Genomic DNA, 18,746 nt, shown 5'->3' with positions numbered 1-18,746 from the left:
TGGGCGACCCGGCCGGAGAGGGGGGCTCCGGCCGGGCCGCGTGGCTCAGGCGGTCTCGACCTCGACGAGGGTGTCGGAGAACGTGGGCGCGTTGCCCAGGTCGCCGAACACCGTCGGGTTGACGGCGGCCAGGGTGGAACCCGCCTTGGAGTTCTTCCGCCAGCCGCCCATCGGGCTGACGACCACGCCGGGGGACACGGTGTCCTGCAGCGACGCGAGGACGGTGAACTCACCGCGGTCGTTGAACACCCGCACCGGGGAGCCGTCGGTGATGCCGCGGGCGGCGGCGTCGTCCGGGTGCACGATCAGGGTGTGCTCGTTCGCGACGCGGCGGTGGAACTCGTGGCTGCCGAAGCTGGAGTTCACGAACGCGTGCGACTTGGGCGTGAGCAGGTTCAGCGGGTAGCGCGCCGCCAGCTCCGGGTCCGCCGCGGCGGACTCGCGCGGCGGGATGTAGTGCGGCAGCGGGTCGACCGGCTCGCCGGGCTGGTGGTCGTTGGAGCCCTGCCGGAACAGCGGGACGACGAAGTTGCCGCCCGCCGCGGCGGAGGAGACGAACTCGACCTTGCCCGACGGCGTCGGGAAACCGCCCTCCGCGTGCGGGGCGTAGGCGTCCGGGGCGGGGACGTTGAGCCGCTGCCAGCCCTGCTCCTTCAGCGACTCGACGGTGATCCCCTCCATGTGCGGGTGGGACCAGTCGAACGCCTCGGCGATCATCTCGGCGTCGGTGCGGCGGAAGACCGGGTCGTCGAAGCCCATCGCGGCCGCGATCCGGCGGAACATCTCGGTGTTCGGGACGGCCTCGCCGAGCGGCTCGATCGACTGGTGGTTGTAGGTCACGTAGAGGTGGCCCCAGGAGAACATGATGTCGTCCTGCTCGAGCTGCGTCGTGGCCGGCAGGACGATGTCGGCGTACTCCGCGGTGTCGGTCATGAACTGCTCCGACACCACCGTGAACAGGTCCTCGCGCTGCAGCCCCGCGATCAACCGGTCCTGGTCGGGGGTGGTGACGACCGGGTTGGAGTTGTAGACGAACAGGCCCTTGATCGGCGGCCCGGCCGGCAGGTCACCGGACAGCGCGGCACCGAGCCGGTACTGGTTGATGACGCGGGTGCCCGGGGTCAGCATCTCCGGGTGCATGAAGGCGCCCCAGTTGACCGGGAACGCCCACAGCGGCAGCTGCAGGATCCCACCGCCGGGCTTGCGCCAGGCGCCGACGAGGCCGGGCAGGCAGGACAGCGCGCGCACGGTCTGGCCGCCGCCCGCGTGCCGCTCGACGGCGACGCCGATCCGGATCACCGACGGCTGGGCGCCGGCGTACTCGCGGGCCAGCGTGCGGATCGTCTCGGCGGGCACGCCGGTCTCGGACTCGGCCCACTCGGGGGTGTAGCGGGACACGCGCTCGGCGAACTCGTCGTAGCCGACGGTGTGGTTCGCGATGTAGTCGTCGTCGGTCAGGCCCTCGGCGATGATCACGTTCGCCATGGCCAGTGCGAGGGCGCCGTCGGTGCCGGGGCGGATCGCGATGTGCTGGTCGGCGGCGGCCGCGGTGCGGGTGCGGACCGGGTCGACGACGACGACCTTCGCCCCGTTCTTCTTCGCCTTCGCGATGTAGGGCCACAGGTGCAGGTTGGTGCTCATGATGTTGCACGCCCACACCAGGATGAACTTGGAGTGCACGAGGCTCTCCGGGTCCACGCCGGCGGTGTCGCCGATGGTCATGGCGTAGGCGGTGCAGGAGCCGGAGTCGCAGTAGGTGCGCTCGGCGACGGTGGCACCCAGCTTGGCGAAGAACGGGTCACCGACGTTCAGGCCGTTGAGGATGCCCTGGGTGCCCAGGTAGCTCACCGGCATGATGGCCTCGGGGCCGTGCTCGTCGGCGATCGCCCGGAACCGGGTCGCGATCTCGGTGACGGCGTCGTCCCAGCTGATCCGCTCGAAGCGGCCGCTGCCCTTCGGTCCGGTCCTGCGCATCGGGAACAGCACGCGGCCCGGGTCGTAGACCCGGTCCAGGTAGTTGTTGACCTTCACGCACAGACCGCCGTTGGTGTACGGGTGGTCCGGGTCTCCGACGACCGAGGTGGCCTTCCCCTCGCGGTCGACGGTCACCAGCATCGCGCAGGTGTCCGGGCAGTCCTGCGGACAGGCGGCCTTGACCACCTTCTCCGTCACGGTGGTCGCCGGGGCCTCGTGCGTCGCGGTCATGGATGCTCCTCGCCTCGTGGTGGGATGGCGTCGCCCACGAGACTGGCCGTCCGACGACCTGCGGTCTTGGCCCGGGGAGCACACCCGTTGTCCCGGGGAGCACAACCGCGCTCCCCGGGTCCGGGGCTGTGGAGCAGGTGGCTCAGGAGTAGGTGTAGAAGCCGCGCCCGGCCTTCTTGCCGAGCAGCCCGGCGTCGACCATGCGGGCCAGCAGCGGCGGCGGCGCGTACAGCGGCTCCTTGAACTCCGCGTACATCGACTCGGCGACGGCCTGCACGGTGTCCAGGCCGATCAGGTCGGACAGCGCGAGCGGGCCCTGCGGGTGCGCGCAGCCGCGGACCAGTCCCTCGTCGATGTCCTCGGCGGTGGCGAAGCCGGACTCCATCATCCGGATCGCCGACAGCAGGAACGGCACCAGCAGCGCGTTGACGACGAACCCGGCGCGGTCCTGGCAGTCGATCGCCTTCTTGCCGAGCCCCTCCTCGACGAAGGTGCGGGCGGCGGCGAGCGTGTCGTCGGCGGTCATCAGGCTCGGGACGAGCTCGACCAGCGACAGCACCGGCACCGGGTTGAAGAAGTGGATGCCGACGACCTTCTCCGGCCGCTTCGTCGCCACTGCCAGCTTCATGATCGGGATGGACGACGTGTTCGACGCCAGCACCGCGCCGGTGTCGGTGACGAGCCGGTCCAGCTCCCGGAAGACGCCGGTCTTGAGGGCCTCGTCCTCGGCGATCGCCTCGACGACGAGCTCCCGGTCGGCCAGCGCGTCCAGGCCCTCGATCACCTCGATGCGGGCCAGGACCTCCTCCGCCGAGTCGATCCGGCCGCGCTTCTCCGCCCGGGCCAGCGACGACTCCAGCCGCGCCCGGCCGGCCTCCACGGCGGCGGCGGAGGTCTCCACGACCCGCACGCCGTACCCGGCCCGTGCCGCGACCTCCGCGATCCCGGATCCCATCTGGCCGCAGCCGACGACGCCTACGCGCTCCATGAGCACCTCGTTCCCTCGCACGCGTCCCGGGATCTCCGGGACACCGACGGTCGACGACCTCCGTCGTCGTCGGACCGTGCACAACCCTGCCCGCAGGGCGTGTCCGGGCGCACGCGGGGCGTCGGCTCAGCGGCGGTCGGCGGGCGTCCCGACCGTCCGCGGCGCGTCACCGCGGCCGACGGCGGGCAGCTGCACGGTGGAGTCGTCCACCGGGGCCGCGGGAGCGGCGGGCCCGGTCGGGAGCGCGGGTCCGGCAGGCACCGCGGGGGCTGTGGGGGCTGTGGGAACGACGGGGCCGGATCCGGAGCCGGCCGGGCGCGGCCCGCGGGGAGCCCCGCCCCCGCGCAGGCTGCGCACCACGCCGAGCTCGGCGGCGAACCGTCCGCGCAGCACGACCAGCGTCCCGAGCGTGGCGATCCCGCCGGCCAGGGCGGCGACGGCGAGCGTGACCAGGTCGATCCCGAGCGGGCGGACCAGCGTCGCGACGCCCCAGGTCGCCGCGACGGTCAGCACCAGCGCCGGGACGTGCTTGAGGTACATCCGCAGGACCGCGCCCATCAGGCCGGGTGAGACCCGTGCGGAGAACTGCAGCATCACCAGGAAGTGGATCACGATGGCGAGCGAGGCCCCCGCCGCGACGCCGACCAGGCCCCACAGCAGCCCACCCGTCACGGTCAGCACGACGACGTAGCCGGCGTAGAGCCACTGCCGCCAGGCCGCCCGGTAGACCGCGCCGGTGGCCCGGGTCAGCGAGGTGCTGATCTTGTAGGAGGTGCGCGGCAGCAGCACCAGCGCGAACAGCTGCACGAGCGGCACGACGGCGTCCCACTGGTCGCCGAGCAGCACGTGCACGACCTCGGGCGCGAGCACGCACAGCAGGACCGCGGCCGGGACGGTGACCAGCGCGACGAGGCTGGCGCTGCGGACGTAGGCGGCGCGCAGCCGGGGGCCGTCGTCGCGGACCCGGGCCATCGCCGGGAACAGCGCCTTGTCCGCGGCCCCGCCGATGATGTTGGCCGGCTCGGAGAGCAGGTTGTAGGCACGGCCGTAGACACCCAGCGGGCCGGTGCCCAGGGCGTTGGCGACGACGAGCTTGTCGGCGTTGAGCGCGAACCAGTTGCCGAGCTGGGCGAGGGAGAAACCGGCGCCGTAGCCGAGCAGCGGACGCAGCCGGGCCCAGCTCGCGGCAGGGCCCTCGGGCCGGAACCGGGGCCGGGTCAGCACCAGGTAGCCGACGCACTTGGCGACGGCGGCGGCGATCTCGCCGTAGGCGAGCGCGGTGGCACCGAACCCGGCCGCGGCCAGCGCCACGCTCACCCCGATCAGCGCCGGCCCGGCCGCGACGAGGTCGACGGTGGCCATCGAGCGGAACCGCAGGTCGCGTTGCAGCAGCCCGAGCGGCGTCGCGGCGGCACCTGCGAACAACAGCGCCACCGACAGCAGCGGCAGCAGCCCGGAGTCGGCGGGCAGCCCGACGAGCGGGCTGAGCACTGGAGAGCCGGCCGCGAGCACGGCCGCGAACACCGCGGCGACCAGCACCGAGAACCAGAACGCGGCCGTCACGTCGCGGTCGTCGAGACGTTCGCGGTGCACCAGCGACGCGGCGACGCCGAGCTGGGTCACCAGCTGGGTCAGCCCGACGACGAGCAGCGCGGCCGCGGCGGCACCGAACTCGTCCGGGGTCAGCAGCCGGGCGAGCGCGACGGTGGCGCCGATCTGCAGGACCGCCTGGCCGACGGTGCCGGTGAACGCCCAGGCGAAGCCGCGCGCGGTCCGCGTCGTGAGCGAGGGTCCGCCCGTCGCCCGGTCCGGCGACGACGGCGGACCGCCCGGGGGCGGTGGGTCGGCCGGGACGGGCCGCAGGGGCCGGGTCGGGTCGTCGGGCAGGTCGCCGCCGGGTCCGGTCACGCGGGTCCTCCGGTCGTCGGGGCGGGTCGGCGCGTCGGAGGGCGCGCCGTCAGTGCCGCTTCCCGCGGAGTGCGGGATGCAACCGGCCGACGGTACCGAGCGCGCTGTACCAGGCGAGCTGGGTGGCCCCGCTGTGCGCGGCGTCGCCGCGAGGGGGCTCGGCGAGCAGCCGGGCGCGGTTCATCCCGGAGATCGCCGGATGGAACACCGAGTTCCCGACGCCGCGGGTCAGCACCAGGTCGGGCAGTCCCTCCACCGACGCGCGGTACTCCGCGGGCACGCCGCGCAGGCTCCAGCAGTCCGACCACGACGGCGGCTCGCCCGGGTAGTCGAGGACGAACTCCAGGTCGAGGACCTTCAGCCCGGCGCGCTCGTCCCACACCAGGTTGTGCGGGGACAGGTCGAGCACGAAACGGCCGCGCTCGTGCAGGTCGCGGCAGAACCGCAGCAGCGTCCGCACGACCTCCGGGCGCAGCTGTGCGAGCTCGCCCGGCAGCCGGCGCACGACGTGCCGGCCGGTGTCGCCGTAGAACGGGGTGAGCAGCCAGTTCTCCCCGCGCTCGAGCAGCTCCGGGACCTCCGGGAGGTCACCGAGCTCGAGGCGGGCACGCAGCTCGCGCTCGAACGCCTCGCGCGCCCCGGGACGGAACACCTTGCACACCGACGGCCCGTGCACCGGGTGGCGGACCAGTGCGACACGGGCGCAGCACCCGGGCGAGGTGCCGCCGAGCATCCGCACGACCGGGAAGGGCATCGCGCACCGGCGGCCGAGATCGGCGACCGGGCCGGCGATGCGGTGCAGGATCCCCGGGTCCCCGAGCGCGTCGAGCAGGGCGAGGGCGTGCTCCGGCGACGACGACGCCTGCACCGGCAGGTAGTGCTCGCGCGGCGGGACGCGGCGCAGCACCCGCTTCTCGGTGTAGTCGAGGACGGCGGCGACCCGGTCCTGGGTGGCCCGCACCCCGGAGGTGCCGACCGGGGCGACCACGTCGCAGGCGACCACGAGCGCGTACGGCGCGCCGGCCGGGACCGGCCGGGCGGGCGGTGCGGGCACCTGGCCCCGGACCCGGGTGACCTGCTGGTCGTCGAGGACGACGACGTCGAGGATCTCCAGCCCGCGGGCCACCCCCGCGACGGCCTCGTCGAGCAGCGGAGCGGCCGCGGAGCGGACCACGAACACGGCCAGGCCGCGCCACCGGTCACCGGTGTCCGGACCGGTCGGACGGACCTGTTCCAGGGTCATCGAGGCGCTCCAGCCGGTTGCGTCATGGGCTGATCCTAGGGCGAACTTGAACAAACCGTTAACCCGACCGGTCATCCGGTTGTCCCCGGGATGGCGGTTTCACCACATCGGGTGAGGGTGTCGCCATCACTCCACTGCGCCGCCCGTGTCGCTCGAACGGGTTCCGGACTACGTTCGCCGGGTGTGAGCGACAGTCACCCCGGCGCCGGCCTCGACGACCTCGACGACGACCTCGCCAACCTCGACGACCTCGCCGACCTGTACCGCGACCTCCACCGCCATCCCGAGCTCTCCTTCGCCGAGACCCGCACCGCGGGGATCGCCGCGGAACGGCTGCGCCGGTGCGGCTACGAGGTGACCGAGGGCGTGGGGCGGACCGGCGTCGTCGGCGTGCTGCGCAACGGCGACGGCCCCACCGCGCTGCTGCGCGCCGACATGGACGCACTGCCCGTCGCCGAGGACACCGGCCTCGACTACGCCAGCACCGTCCGCGCCGTCGGCCGCGACGGTGAGGAGACCGCCGTCGCGCACGCCTGCGGGCACGACATGCACGTGACCTGTCTGGTCGGTGCCGCCGCCGAGCTCGCCGCGGCCCGCGACACCTGGCGGGGCACGCTGCTCGTGGTGTTCCAGCCCGCCGAGGAGTTCGGCGCCGGGGCCGACGCGATGCTCGACGACGGCCTCTACGACCGGTTCGGCACCCCCGACGTCGTGCTCGGCCAGCACGTCGCGCCGCTGCCCGCCGGGCTCCTCGCCGTCGCCGCCGGGCCGGCCTTCGCGGGCAGCGACAGCCTGCGGATCACCCTGCACGGCGTGGGCGGGCACGGGGCGCGCCCGGAGACCACCGTCGACCCGGTGCTGCTCGCCGCCGCGACGACGCTGCGGCTGCACACCGTCGTCCCGCGCGAGATCGCCGCGACCGAGACCGCGGTGCTCAGCGTCGGGATGCTGCGGGCGGGCACCAAGGATAACGTCATCCCCGACTCCGCTGAGCTGGGGCTGACCGTGCGCTCGTACACCCCGTCGGTGCGCGGGCGGGTGCTCGCCGGGATCGAGCGGACCGTGCGCGGCGAGGCCGCGGCCTCCGGGGCACCGAGGGACCCCGAGGTCCGGCTGCTGGAGTCGTTCCCGCCGGTGGTCAACGACGCCGACGCGGCGGAACGCACCCGGGCCGCGCTGGCCACCGTCACCCCGCTCCCGGTCGTCGACCCGGGGCCGGTGACCGGGAGCGAGGACGTCGGGCGGTTCGCCGTCGCCGCCGGGGTCCCGTGCGTGTTCTGGCTGCTCGGCGGGGCCGACCCGGGCGCGTTCGAGGGCGCGGCCGGCGTCGCGGAGATCCGGGAGCGGAGCGCATCGCTGCCGTCGAACCACTCCCCCCGCTACGCGCCGGTGATCGAGCCGACGTTGTCGGTCGGGGTCGCGGCGCTGGTCGCGGCGGCGCGGGAGTGGCTGCCGGTGAACTGAGGCGGCGGCTCAGAGCGCGGGGGCCCGCAGCGCGTGCACCGCGACCCGCGCGGCGGCGCCGATCGCGGCGTCCGCGCGCGGCACGGTGGTGTCGCTGCGGGCGGAGTGGGTGAACACGGCGACGGCGACCGGGTGCTCGCCCGGGTAGGTCACCACCCCGACGTCGTTGCGCACCGCGCCGACCGTGCCCGTCTTGCCCGCCACCTGCGTCGGTGCGGGGAACCCGGCACGCAACCGGTGCGGCCAGATCTGGGCCCCGAGCAGCAGGCGGGCGAACGCCGTCGACGCCTCGGACGCGAGCTCGCCCCGCCACAGCAGCGCGAGCAGCGCGGTGACGTCCGCGGCGGTGGTCGCCGACCCGTAGACCGGGCTGAGCGCGCGGACCTCGACCGGGACGTCGTTGTCGGCGAGCACCCCGAAGGCCGCGGCGACGTCGTCGGTGCCGGTGTCGGCGAGCAGGTCGGCGAACACGTCGTCGGTGCCGCCGCGGATGCGGGTCCCGGACAGGCCCAGCTCGGCGGGCAGCGCGGCGACCCGGTCCCGGCCGACCCGGCTGTGCACGACGTCGGCCGCGGCGTTGTCCGAGGCCGTCACCATCGACGTGACCAGGTCCCGCCAGCTCATCGTCACCGGGTCGGCGAGGGCGGAGATGCCGGTGAGCCCTGGCGTGCGCGGCACCGGGACGACGACAGGCTCCCGCGGGTCGACCGTGCCCGCGTCGACCTCCCGGCAGTAGGCGACCAGCACGAACAGCTTGTAGACCGAGGCCATCACGACAGGGGCGTGGGCACCGGCGTCGACGTCGCGGGCGGAGTGGTGCGGGCCGTCCCCGGAGACCGGGCGGGCGTGCAGCCAGCCGCGCACCCCGGCGTCGCGGAACACCGCGCGGACCTCGTCGGCGGGGCTCACCCGGGCTCCCGCAACGCGGCGACGAGCGCGTCGACGACGCCCTCCGGTGTCTCGGTGCGGTGCACCACCCGGACCCGGAACGGCACCGGCTCCCCCGCCGTCGACCGGCGAGCGACGCCCTCGGCACCCAGGCCGGGATCGGGGGTGAGCGCGAACGCGGCACCCGTCGCGACCAGCGCGAGCGCCTCCGACGGCGACGCGGCCCCGGCCGCGGTGACCGGGCAGCCACGGACGTCGAGGGTGTCGAGCAGCAGGTCGTGGGCGGCCGGGGCGTGCGCCCGCGGTGTGGTCGCGAGCTCCAGGCCGCGCAGCGTCCGCAGCACGACCGGCCCGGGCCCCGCGGCGGCCGGGTGCCCGGCGGGCAGCAGCAGCGTGGTCGGCAACGCCACGACCGGACCGGCGCGCGCGGACTCCAGCACCGCCGGGTGCGCGACGACGGCGACGTCGAGCGTCCCGTCCGACACCGCGTCGACCAGGGCCACCGTGGTGGCGACGGTGGGCGCGACCCGCAACCCGGTCACCGCCGCCGCGCGGGCCGCCAGCCGTGCGGTCGCGGCCGGCCCGAGGTCGGCGACGGCCCCGAGCCGCAGCACCCGGGCGGCCTCGGCGTGTCGGACGGCGGCCAGGACGAGCGCATCGGAGTCCTCCAGCAGCGCACGGGCGCGGGGCAGCAGGTCGCGCCCGGCCGCCGTCGGCGCGACGCCACCGGGTCCGCGGTCGAACAGCACCACCCCGAGCCGGATCTCGAGCCGGCGCAGTCCCTGCGACAGCGGCGGCTGCGCCATGCCGAGCCGGGCGGCCGCGCGGCCGAAGTGCCGTTCCTCGGCGACGGCGACGAAGAAGCTCAGGTGCCGTAGCAGGTCCACCGGCCTCGCCTCATATCGAACGGGTATCACACGCGCAGCTCGATTGTATTCGCGCTATCGCCGCGGATCGGCCACGGTGCGCCCATGACGATCTCCCGTCGCTCCCTGCTCCTCGCCGGCGCAGCACTCGGCGGCACCGCACTCGGCGGCACCGCGCTGACCGGTTGTGCACCGCCCGCACCCGTTCCTCCCGCAGCCGCTCCGCCGGTCCCGGACACCGGGACCGCGCCGATCCCCGCGATGGCCGACGTCGAGCGCACCTACGCCCGCACGATCGGGGTGCACGTGCTCGACACCGGCACCGGCCGCAGCGCCGGACACCGCGACGGCGACCGCTTCCTGATGTGCTCGGTGACCAAGGCGCTCATGGCCGGGTTCACGCTGCACCGCTCGCTGTCCGACCCCGGCCTGCTCGCCCGCCCGGTCCGCTACGGACGCGCGGACCTGCTGGAGTACGCGCCCGTCACCACTCGGAACCTCGCGACCGGGATGACGGTGGCCCAGCTGTGCGAGGCCGCCGTCACCGTCTCGGACAACACCGCCCACAACCTGCTGCTGCGCGAGGTCGGCTCCCCCGCCGAGCTGACCGCCTGGCTCCGCACCACCGGCGACACCGTCACCCGCTCCGACCGCGCGGAGACCGCGCTGAACGACCGCGACGGCGAGCGTGACACCTCGACCCCGGCCGCGCTGGCATCCACGCTGCGCGCCCTGGTCCTCGGCGACGCGCTCCCGGCCCCGCAGCGCGACCGGCTGGCCGGCTGGCTGCGCGCGAACACCACCGGCGACCGGCAGATCCGCGCGGCGGTCCCGGCGGGCTGGGTCGTGGGCGACAAGACCGGCTCCGGACCGCTCGGGGAACGCAACGACTCCGGGGTGCTCTACCCGCCGGACGGCGCACCGCTGGTCCTGACGGTGTTCACCGTCCCGGCCGACCCGGCCGACAAGCCGCGCGGGGAGGCCGCCGTCGCCGCCGCGGCCCGCGCCGCCGTCGCCGCGCTGCGCGGCTGATCCGACGGCGCACCCGACCCGGCCGGACACCGAGGTCCGGCCGGGGTCGGGGGCCAGGGCGGCACCGCGGCCGGGCGCGCCGGTCAGATCCGGGCGAGCACCGCCCGCAGGATCGCGACCTGGCCGATCGGGCTGGGGTGCAGGCCGTCGTCCTCCCAGAAGTCGGGCCGCACCGGCATCCCGGACAGGTCGACCGCATCCGGGTCGACCTCCAGGACCGTCGCGACGAGTCCGGGGACGTCGGCCGGGTCCCACCACTCGCCGGTGAGCTCGCGGGTGGCGGCCACCCGACGGGGGTCGACCGGCGGCGGGACGACGAACCGCACCCGGGCGCCGCTCTCGGTCTCCAGCAGCAGGCGCAGCGCCCGCAGGTTCCGTGCCGTCTCGCTGATCGACACCATCCGGATCCCGGTGGTCGTGCCCTCCCGGCGGATGTCGTTCGTGCCCAGCATGACCAGCACCCGGGTCGGTACCCGGGAGACCAGGACCGGGCCGAGCGCGAGCGCCTCGGAGCTGGTCCGGCCGGACAGCGCGAGCACCTCGACCGTCGTCTCCGGTTCGACCATCGGGACCAGCTCGGCGAGCAATCGTGCCCAGCTCAGCCGGTCGGCGGACAGGGAGTCCCCGACGACCACGACCCGCTCGCCCGGACGCAGCCCCATCCGGTGCAGCCCGTCGGCGACCGGCGGCTCGTTCCGCAGTGCCCGCGCCGCGGACCGGACCCGTGCAGCGAGCCCGGCACGCACCCCGGCGACGGCCGACGGGTCCAGGCCCGCGGTCGTCGCGAGCAACCGGTCGATCGACTCCTCCTGCACCCCGAGCGCCGCGAACGCCGGCCAGGCGGTCAGGTCGGCGAACCGGATCAGCCGGCCCATCAGGTCCTCGTCCACGTCGCCTCCCTCTCCGGGCCCGGTCCACCGGGTCCGGAGACAGGATCATCGCCCACCACCGCTCGACCGTCGCGCACGGCTCCGTCCTCCGGAGGACGGGTCGAACGGTGACGCGGCTCCGCCCTCCGGAGGAGCGGAGCCCTCCTGCGGACCGATGTGCGGAACCGGCCGGGTGCATACCGTTCCGTTCCATGTCGCGACGTGGTCGGCCCGCGGTCGGTGGGGTCTCGCCGACACCGGTCTCCGAGCGCCTGCTGGCGCCGGACCTGGCGCGGGGGGTGATGTTGCTGCTCATCGCCCTCGCCCACTCCCGGATGCTGCACGCGGGCGGCAACCTGCTCGCCAGACCTGCCGGTGGCGGCCCGGTGGACGTCGCCGTCCAGTGGCTCCTGACCTCCTTCGTCGACGGGCGGGCCGCACCCCTTTTCGGACTCCTGTTCGGCTACGGCCTCGTGCAGATGACCCGACGACAGACCGGACCCGGCGCAGACCCGGCCAACGCACGACGGCTGATCCGCCGCCGCGGTGCCTGGCTGATCGTGTTCGGCATCGCCCACGTCGTCCTGCTCTACAGCGGGGACATCATCGGCTCCTACGGCGTGTTCGCCCTGCTGTTCGCCGGGGTGGTGACCTGGTCGAGCGGCCGACTGTGGACCGTGTTCGCGATCACGCTCGCATTCGGGATCGCCGCAGCCACCGCCCTGCAGCTGGTCACCGCGGATGCCCCGCTCGCAGTCGGGCCGACCCTGCTCGACAGCATGGCGCTGCGCACGTCCGCACTCGCCGTGCTGCCCCTGGCCGGGTTGAGCGTCGCACCCGCGGTACTGATCGGGGTCTGGGCCGGCCGGATGCGACTGCTCGAGCAACCCGCCCGCTACCGGCGGCTCCTGACCCGGGTCGTACTGCTCGGCTTCCCGATCGCGGTTCTGGGCGCACAGCCGGTCGCGCTGCAGGCGGTGGGCGTGTGGACCCCGGACTCGAGCGCGGCCGGCGCACTGGCCGAGGCCACGTTCGCGGCGACCGGGATCGCCGGGGGGCTCGCCTACATGGCCGCGGTCGCCCTCGTCGCGGACCGGCTCGGCCAGCGGCGCGGACCGATCACGAACGCACTGGTCGCCTGCGGTCGCCGGTCGATGACCTTCTACATCGCGCAGTCACCGGTCTGGTTCGTCGCCACCGAGCCGGCACTGCTCGACCTCGGCGGCCGGCTCGGCGCCGCGACGGCCGCCGCCGTCGCCGTCGCCACGTGGGTGGCCACCGTGGTCATCGCCGCTGCCCTGGACCGCGCCGGCCGACGAGGCCCCGCCGAGGCCCTCCTGCGCCGCCTCACCTACGGCACCGGACGGACCGCTCCACGCCCGGCGACAGCCTGACCGCGGTCGGCGCCGCGCCACGGTGTCGCGTCCGTGGATCGGCGCAGGCCGGCCGACAGGCGCGCGCCATCGCCCGGCCATCTTCACGACCACCGCGAATCACCCATCCGACGGGTGCGCAATGTGATTCACACCACTCAACTGAGAGGTGTGCCGCAACAGACGCCCAGGTCGGGGGCGCAAGTGAGGCGGCCCGCACCGCCGGTCAGGCGAGCCTCTGTTGCCTGGCGCGCGTCACGCGACCCCGACAACCTGAGCGCCATGACCACGGCTCAGGACATGCCCCAGGTTCAGCAGTGCGCCGCCACCAGCTGCTCCTACAACTCCGACTCCAGCTGCGGTGCGGGGGCGATCACGATCTCCGGTGAGCACGCCCACTGCGGCACCTTCGTCGAGATCTCGTTCCGCGGCGGCAGCGGCAACGGTCTCGTCGGTGCCTGTCACCGCTCGGACTGTCGGTTCAACGAGAAGCTCGAGTGCACCGCGTCGTCGGTGAACATCGGCGCGGGCGCCGACGCCGCCGACTGCCTCACCTACGAGGCCAAGTAGGCCAGCTCCTCCATCCGGACCTCGCCGCGCTCGTCGACGCGCAACGCGCCGTCGGCGACGGCGAGGGCCGCGACGGGGTCGATGTCGTCGACGAGGACGGCGACCCCGTCCGCGGCGACCGCCCGCAGTGCGAAGAGCACCGTGCTGCGGTCGTGCGCGTCGAGGCCGTCGGTCAGGCGGTCGGCGAGGACCATCGCGGTCGGACCCCGCCGGACCGCCTCCACCGACGCCAGCCGGTCGGCCGCCGACTCGGTCGCCCGCGCGCCGAGCCTGCGCACCACGGCATCGTGCCCGTCCGCGCACCGACCACTCGCGTCGTCGAGCCGGTTCATCGTGCGGCGACGCTGCACCGACGGTCCGAGCAGCACCGTGATGCTGCCGGTCGGCAGACGCAGAGACATGAAGCCCTCCCTCACCGGGACTGAGGCGAGGCTAACCGATGATCTCGGTCAGGTGAAGGCCTTGCGGTAGGTCTCGCGCAGCTCGCGCTTGAGGATCTTGCCGCTGGGGTTGCGCGGCAACGCCTCCACGACGTCGACCGAGCGGGGCCGTTTGAAGCCCGCGATCCGTGGGCGCAACCATTCGATGATCTCCTGCGGATCGACCGTCGCCCCCGGCCGCGGCACGACGACGGCCTTCACCGCCTCGCCCCAGCGTTCGTCGGGCACCCCGATCACCGCGACGTCGGCGACGTCGGGATGCTCAGACAGCACGTTCTCCACCTCGATCGGGTACACGTTCTCCGCGCCGGTGACGATCATGTCCTTGATCCGGTCGGTGAGGAACAGGTAACCCTCGGCGTCGAGGTAGCCACCGTCGCCGGTGCGCAGCGTGGCGTCGTCGCCGAGTGCGGCCGCGGTGTCCTCCGGCCGGTTCCAGTAGCCGGCGGTGACCTGGTCGGAGCGGATCCGTACCTCCCCCACCTCACCCGGGCCGAGTACGCGGCCGGTCGCCGGGTCGACGATCGTCAGCTCGACCCACGGGTAGGGCCGCCCGGCCGAGCGCATGAGGTGTGCCCGCGGGCCGTCCGGGTCGTGGTCGGCCGGGTCGAGCTGGGTGATCGCACCGGTGGTCTCCGTCGCGCCGTAGACCTGGAACAGCGGCGCCCGGAAGGTCTCGACGACCGCACGCAGCGCGCCGACCGTGATCGGCGAGGCGCCGTAGGCGATCGACCGCAGCGCCGACCAGTCCCGGTCGGCGGCACCGGGCACCGCGGACAACATCTGCAGCACGGCGGGGACGAGGAAGGCGTTCGTGACACGCTCGTCGGTCATCGTGTCGAGCAGCGGGCCGGGGACGATGTCGGCGACCAGCACACAGCGCGCGCCGGCGGCCAGGCACACCAGCGCATAGCCGACCCCGCCGATGTGGAACAGCGGCATCGCGACCAGCGCCGACGACGTGTGGTCGATCGACCAGTGCCCGGCGGCGAGCAGCAGCGCGCTGAACTGCCGGTGCGCGAGCAGCACACCCTTGGGCAGGCCGGTGGTGCCGGACGTGTAGAGCTGCAGCACCGTGTCGTCCGGGCCGGATCCGGCAGGCGGCGACGGCGGCAGGACGGTGGTCGCGGCATCGCGCCAGGCCGCGTGGTCCTCCCCCACGACGACGACCGGCCGCTCTCCGAACGCCGCGCGCAGCCCGGCGAAGTCCGGGCCGAGCACCACCAGCCCGGCGCGGGCGTCGTCGACCAGCGCCAGCAGGTCGGCCTCGGTGAGCCGGGTGTTGAGCGGGACCGACACGGCGCCGATCCGCGGGGCGGCGAAGAGCAGCTCCAGGAACTCCGGCCGGTTCTTCCCGATCCACACGACGCGGTCCCCCGCGCCGAGACCGAGGTCGCGCAGCGCCGCCGCGGTCCGCCCGGCCCGCTGCTCCAGCTCACCGTAGGTCGTGGCGACGCCGTCGACCGACAGCGCGACGAGGTCCGCGCGGGCCGGATCGGCCAGGATGTCGGTGAGCCGGAAGTCCTCGGCAGAGCTCTGACCTGGCACGTCGTTCTCCCTCGGTCGTCGGTGACGCAGGTTCGACGGAATCGTATATGATAGTCGCCGTGTCGACGGCCGACTCCGTGCTCGACCTCTCACCGGGTCGCACCCCCCAGCTGCCCGACCGGATCGCGCTCGTCCTGCGGGACCGCATCCTGTCCGGCGAGCTCCGACCGGGCACCTTCCTGCGGATGGACCGGATCGCCGCCGACCTCGGCGTCAGCCACACCCCGGTCCGCGAGGCGCTCCAGTCGCTGCGCGCCGAGGACATGGTCCACGCGGTGCCGCGGCGCGGGTTCGTCGTCGCCGAGCTGACCCGCGACGACGTCGCGGATTTGTTCGAGGTGCAGGCCGACCTGACCGGGACGCTGGCCGCGCGTGCCGCGCAGCGGCTGTCCCCCGCCGACCTCGCACCGCTGCGCGAGCTCGCCGACCGGATCGCCCGGCTGTGCGAACACACCCCCGAGACCCACGACCCGGCCGAGCTGGACCCGCTCGTGTCCGCCGAGCACCGGCTGCACGCCGAGATCAACCGGTCGGCGGGGTCGCGCAAGCTCGCCTGGCTGGTGGGGCGCTCGTCGCACTACCTACCGGCGCACTTCTACACCGGTTCGCCCGCCTGGCGGACCGGCGCGGTCGACGCGCACGTCGTCCTGCTGGACGCACTGGGCGCCGCCGACCCGGACGCGGCACGGGCTGCGATGCGCCGCCACGTCCTCGACGGCCGCGACCTGTTGCTCGCACACCTGGACCGCACCGGAATGTGGACCCACCACGACGAAGGAGTCATCTGATGCCCGTCACCCTGACCGAGGAGCAGGCCGCCCTGGCCACCGCGATCGGTGAGTTCTGCCGCCGCGAGGTCGGCTCCAAGGAGCGCCGCGACGAGCTGACCGACGGCGGCCGGCACGCCCACTCCGACGAGCTGTACCGGAAGATGGCCGAGCTGGGCTGGGTCGGCATCGCGGCCCCGGAGGCCTACGGCGGCGCGGGCCAGGGCATGCGGGAGCTGCTCGTGTTCCTGGAGGAGACCGCCTACGGCCAGGCCCCCATCGCCGGGTTCGGCACGACCGCCATCACCGCGGCCGCGATCGAGAAGTTCGGCACCGAGGACCAGAAGCAGGAGCTGCTCGGCGGGATGTGCCGGGGCAACGTCCTGGCGATCTCGATGTCCGAGCCCGAGGCCGGCTCCGACGTCGGCGGTCTGAAGTGCAAGGCGACCAAGACCGAGACCGGCTGGCGGATCGACGGGCAGAAGACCTGGTGCTCCAACGCGCACATCGCGTCGCACATCCTGCTGGTCGCCCGCACCTCCACCGAGGGCGGCAAGCACGACGGCCTCACCATGTTCGTCGTCCCCGCCGACGCCGCGGGGCTGACCGTGCGCGGTATCGAGACGATGGGCGGCAAGGAGGTCAACGACCTCTACTTCGACGCCTGTGAGCTGCCCGCCGACGCCGTCGTCGGCACCGAGGGGCAGGGCTGGCGCCAGCTCATGGCCGGCCTGAACCTGGAGCGGATGATGCTCGCCGGGCTGATGCTCGGGCTCGCCCGCCGCGCCTTCGACGACACCGTCGCCTACGTCAAGGAGCGCAAGCAGTTCGGCCGTCCGGTCGGCACCTTCCAGGCGCTGCGCCACCGCATCGCCGACAACGCCACCGAGCTGGAGGCGACCCGGCTCCTGGTGCACGACACCGCGCGGGTGATCGACGAGGCCCCGGCCGGAGCGCTGTTCCCGCGCGAGGCCTCGATGGCCAAGCTCAAGGCCACCGAACTCGCCAAGCACCTGTCCCTGGAGGGAATGCAGATGCTCGGCGGCTACGGCTACGCCACCGAGTACGGCATGGAGCGGCTGCTGCGCCAGAGCGTGGTCTCGACGGTGTACGGCGGGACCAGCGAGATCCAACGCGACATCATCGGCAAGTCCTACGGGCTGTAGGCCTCAGGCCGCGGAGTTCCGGGTGAGCTCCGCGGCCCCGCGGTCGTCGTCCGCCTCGGCCTGCTGGTCGGGGCGCGGGGCGGGGACGGCCGTCGGGCCGACGTGGGCGGCCGCCTCGGCGCGTACCCGCGCGGCCTCGGCGGCACGGCGGATGTGCGCCGGGACGAGCGCAGACCGCTCGGGCAGCCGCATCGGCGGCACCGCGCCACCGTTGCGGCGCACCTCACGGGACCGCTGCAGGTAGGCCCAGCCGCCACGGGCGAGCCGGCTGCCGCGCTCGACCAACCCGCTGTCGGGCATCGCGTCGCCGGCGCCGGCCTCGCGGTCGGAGATGTGGCGCAGCCGGGCGACCGCGGCGGGGAGTCGGCGCAGTGCGACCGACCGGCCCTGCGGGGACAGCGCCACCTTGGCCAGGAAGCTGCCCAGCCCGACGGCGTAGCCCTCCATCTGCTTGCGCAGGGCGGCCTGGTCGGGGCGGTGGTGGTGCCACAGGTAGGCGCCGGGTGCGTAGCCCAGGACGTGGCCGGCGAGGATCATGCGGACGAGGAACTCGCAGTCCTCGCCGCCGTGGGTGGGGGTGCCGGGGCCCATGGCCTCGTCGAAGCCGCCGACGGCGCGGGCGGCGCTGGCGCGGACGGCGAGGTTGGCGCCGATGCCGAACAGGCCGGGGGCGAAGGGGAAGATCGGGGAGTCCGCGGGGGGTTCGGCGAGGGTGAACCGGCGCGGGGTGAAGCCCTTGTTCCAGGCCAGGGCGACGTCGGCGGCGCGTTCCTCGGGGCTGGCGAGGCGGGCGGCCAGGACGGGGCCGGAGACGCAGGCGAGTTCGGGGTCGGCGGCGAAGGCGCCGGCGATGCGGGAGGCCCAGGCGGGGTCGACCTCGGTGTCGTCGTCGGTGAAGGCGACGATCTCGGTGCGCGCCTCGGCCAGACCCCGGTTGCGCCCGATGGACGCGCCGCGACGCGGCTCGCGGACGTAGCGGACCCGGTCGGAGCCCGCGGTACGCACGACCAGCTCGGTCCGCTCGTCGTCCGGGTCGTTGTCGACGACGACGACTGACAGCGCCGGGTGATCGGAGGCGAGGACCGCGCGCAAGCAGCGGGCCAGCGACTCGGGGCGGTTGCGCGTCGCGACGACCACGGTGACCGGGTCGGTCGCGGACGGCGCGGCGGCGACGGTGTCGGCCGCGGGCAGCCCGCCCACGGCGAGCGCGAGCTCCGCGGCCGTCGCCCGGCCGCCGCTCAGCGGCACCGTGACCTGGCCCTGCGGGGTGCCGCCGACGGTGACCAGCAGCCGTGCCGCGGCGAACCGCGGATCGACCTCGAGGTCGCGGGCCGGGGCGAGCCGGTCGAGCTCACCCACCCAGGTCGGTACGTCGGGAGTCGTCGCCATGAGCCCCATCCTGCTCACCGTCGCTGTGAC

At 74.4% G+C, this 18,746-nt stretch carries 16 protein-coding genes; 6 read left to right on the top strand and 10 right to left on the bottom strand.

What is annotated here, in order from left to right; translation table 11 throughout:
- Positions 1–45: 45 nt before the first annotated feature.
- The 4 genes from Ae331Ps2_RS13420 to Ae331Ps2_RS13405 form a co-directional block, all read right to left on the bottom strand.
- On the bottom strand, positions 46–2,205 hold the full coding sequence (locus tag Ae331Ps2_RS13420; protein WP_075308546.1) for a molybdopterin-dependent oxidoreductase: 2,160 nt from the start codon (positions 2,203–2,205) through the stop codon (positions 46–48).
- 142 nt (positions 2,206–2,347) lie between these two features.
- On the bottom strand, positions 2,348–3,193 hold the full coding sequence (locus tag Ae331Ps2_RS13415; protein ID WP_020626597.1) for a 3-hydroxybutyryl-CoA dehydrogenase: 846 nt from the start codon (positions 3,191–3,193) through the stop codon (positions 2,348–2,350).
- 126 nt (positions 3,194–3,319) lie between these two features.
- Positions 3,320–5,101: a lipopolysaccharide biosynthesis protein gene (locus Ae331Ps2_RS13410; RefSeq protein ID WP_075308547.1), complete on the bottom strand. Its 1,782-nt coding sequence runs from the start codon at positions 5,099–5,101 to the stop codon at positions 3,320–3,322.
- Between the two features lie 49 nt (positions 5,102–5,150).
- Positions 5,151–6,344, bottom strand: a complete 1,194-nt coding sequence (locus tag Ae331Ps2_RS13405; RefSeq protein WP_075308548.1) for a hypothetical protein — start codon at positions 6,342–6,344, stop codon at positions 5,151–5,153.
- A 183-nt stretch (positions 6,345–6,527) separates the two neighbouring features.
- Between Ae331Ps2_RS13405 and Ae331Ps2_RS13400 the strand changes: the two genes are divergently transcribed.
- Entirely contained in the window at positions 6,528–7,808 is a 1,281-nt protein-coding gene (locus tag Ae331Ps2_RS13400) for an amidohydrolase (RefSeq protein WP_369804804.1), read from the top strand.
- A 9-nt stretch (positions 7,809–7,817) separates the two neighbouring features.
- On the opposite strand, the gene Ae331Ps2_RS13395 is transcribed toward Ae331Ps2_RS13400, so the two are convergent.
- The gene (locus Ae331Ps2_RS13395) at positions 7,818–8,717 is read right to left on the bottom strand and encodes a serine hydrolase (protein ID WP_075308550.1); all 900 of its coding nucleotides are present in this window, start codon (positions 8,715–8,717) and stop codon (positions 7,818–7,820) included.
- Positions 8,714–9,583: a LysR family transcriptional regulator gene (locus Ae331Ps2_RS13390; protein ID WP_075308552.1), complete on the bottom strand. Its 870-nt coding sequence runs from the start codon at positions 9,581–9,583 to the stop codon at positions 8,714–8,716. Before Ae331Ps2_RS13390 ends, Ae331Ps2_RS13395 begins: the two co-directional genes overlap by 4 nt.
- Positions 9,584–9,667: 84 nt before the next feature.
- Here Ae331Ps2_RS13390 and bla point away from each other — a divergent pair, with 84 nt between their 5' ends.
- Positions 9,668–10,594, top strand: coding sequence for a class A beta-lactamase (gene bla / locus Ae331Ps2_RS13385; protein WP_075308554.1), 927 nt, complete (start codon positions 9,668–9,670; stop codon positions 10,592–10,594).
- 83 nt (positions 10,595–10,677) lie between these two features.
- Here the strand turns inward: bla and Ae331Ps2_RS13380 are convergent, their stop codons facing one another.
- Positions 10,678–11,484 (bottom strand): SGNH/GDSL hydrolase family protein, encoded by an 807-nt coding sequence (locus Ae331Ps2_RS13380; RefSeq protein WP_075308556.1) that lies wholly within the window; start codon positions 11,482–11,484, stop codon positions 10,678–10,680.
- 191 nt (positions 11,485–11,675) lie between these two features.
- Between Ae331Ps2_RS13380 and Ae331Ps2_RS13375 the strand changes: the two genes are divergently transcribed.
- Positions 11,676–12,857 (top strand): DUF418 domain-containing protein, encoded by a 1,182-nt coding sequence (locus Ae331Ps2_RS13375; protein ID WP_075308558.1) that lies wholly within the window; start codon positions 11,676–11,678, stop codon positions 12,855–12,857.
- 261 nt (positions 12,858–13,118) lie between these two features.
- Complete coding sequence (locus Ae331Ps2_RS13370) at positions 13,119–13,406, top strand: DUF1540 domain-containing protein (RefSeq protein ID WP_043279421.1); 288 nt, start codon at positions 13,119–13,121, stop codon at positions 13,404–13,406.
- On the opposite strand, the gene Ae331Ps2_RS13365 is transcribed toward Ae331Ps2_RS13370, so the two are convergent.
- Both Ae331Ps2_RS13365 and Ae331Ps2_RS13360 read right to left on the bottom strand, forming a co-directional pair.
- Positions 13,391–13,807 carry a hypothetical protein gene (locus Ae331Ps2_RS13365; RefSeq protein WP_020624913.1) on the bottom strand — a complete coding sequence of 139 codons (417 nt, stop codon included), beginning with the start codon at positions 13,805–13,807 and terminating at the stop codon, positions 13,391–13,393. The genes Ae331Ps2_RS13370 and Ae331Ps2_RS13365 overlap by 16 nt on opposite strands.
- 48 nt (positions 13,808–13,855) lie before the next feature.
- Positions 13,856–15,394 (bottom strand): long-chain-fatty-acid--CoA ligase, encoded by a 1,539-nt coding sequence (locus Ae331Ps2_RS13360; protein WP_075308560.1) that lies wholly within the window; start codon positions 15,392–15,394, stop codon positions 13,856–13,858.
- Between the two features lie 59 nt (positions 15,395–15,453).
- Here Ae331Ps2_RS13360 and Ae331Ps2_RS13355 point away from each other — a divergent pair, with 59 nt between their 5' ends.
- Together Ae331Ps2_RS13355 and Ae331Ps2_RS13350 are read left to right on the top strand one after the other, a co-directional pair.
- Positions 15,454–16,182 (top strand): GntR family transcriptional regulator, encoded by a 729-nt coding sequence (locus Ae331Ps2_RS13355; protein WP_170917028.1) that lies wholly within the window; start codon positions 15,454–15,456, stop codon positions 16,180–16,182.
- Positions 16,182–17,327, top strand: a complete 1,146-nt coding sequence (locus Ae331Ps2_RS13350; RefSeq protein ID WP_075308564.1) for an acyl-CoA dehydrogenase family protein — start codon at positions 16,182–16,184, stop codon at positions 17,325–17,327. The genes Ae331Ps2_RS13355 and Ae331Ps2_RS13350 overlap by 1 nt, the downstream gene beginning before the upstream one ends.
- 3 nt (positions 17,328–17,330) lie before the next feature.
- On the opposite strand, the gene Ae331Ps2_RS13345 is transcribed toward Ae331Ps2_RS13350, so the two are convergent.
- Positions 17,331–18,716 (bottom strand): glycosyltransferase family 2 protein, encoded by a 1,386-nt coding sequence (locus Ae331Ps2_RS13345; RefSeq protein WP_075308576.1) that lies wholly within the window; start codon positions 18,714–18,716, stop codon positions 17,331–17,333.
- Positions 18,717–18,746: the final 30 nt, after the last annotated feature.

Origin of the sequence: Pseudonocardia sp. Ae331_Ps2, from assembly GCF_001932405.1 — a bacterium.
Taxonomy (GTDB): domain Bacteria; phylum Actinomycetota; class Actinomycetes; order Mycobacteriales; family Pseudonocardiaceae; genus Pseudonocardia.
Note: the sequence above shows the minus strand (reverse complement) of the source record. Positions and strands in the feature narration are given on the sequence as shown.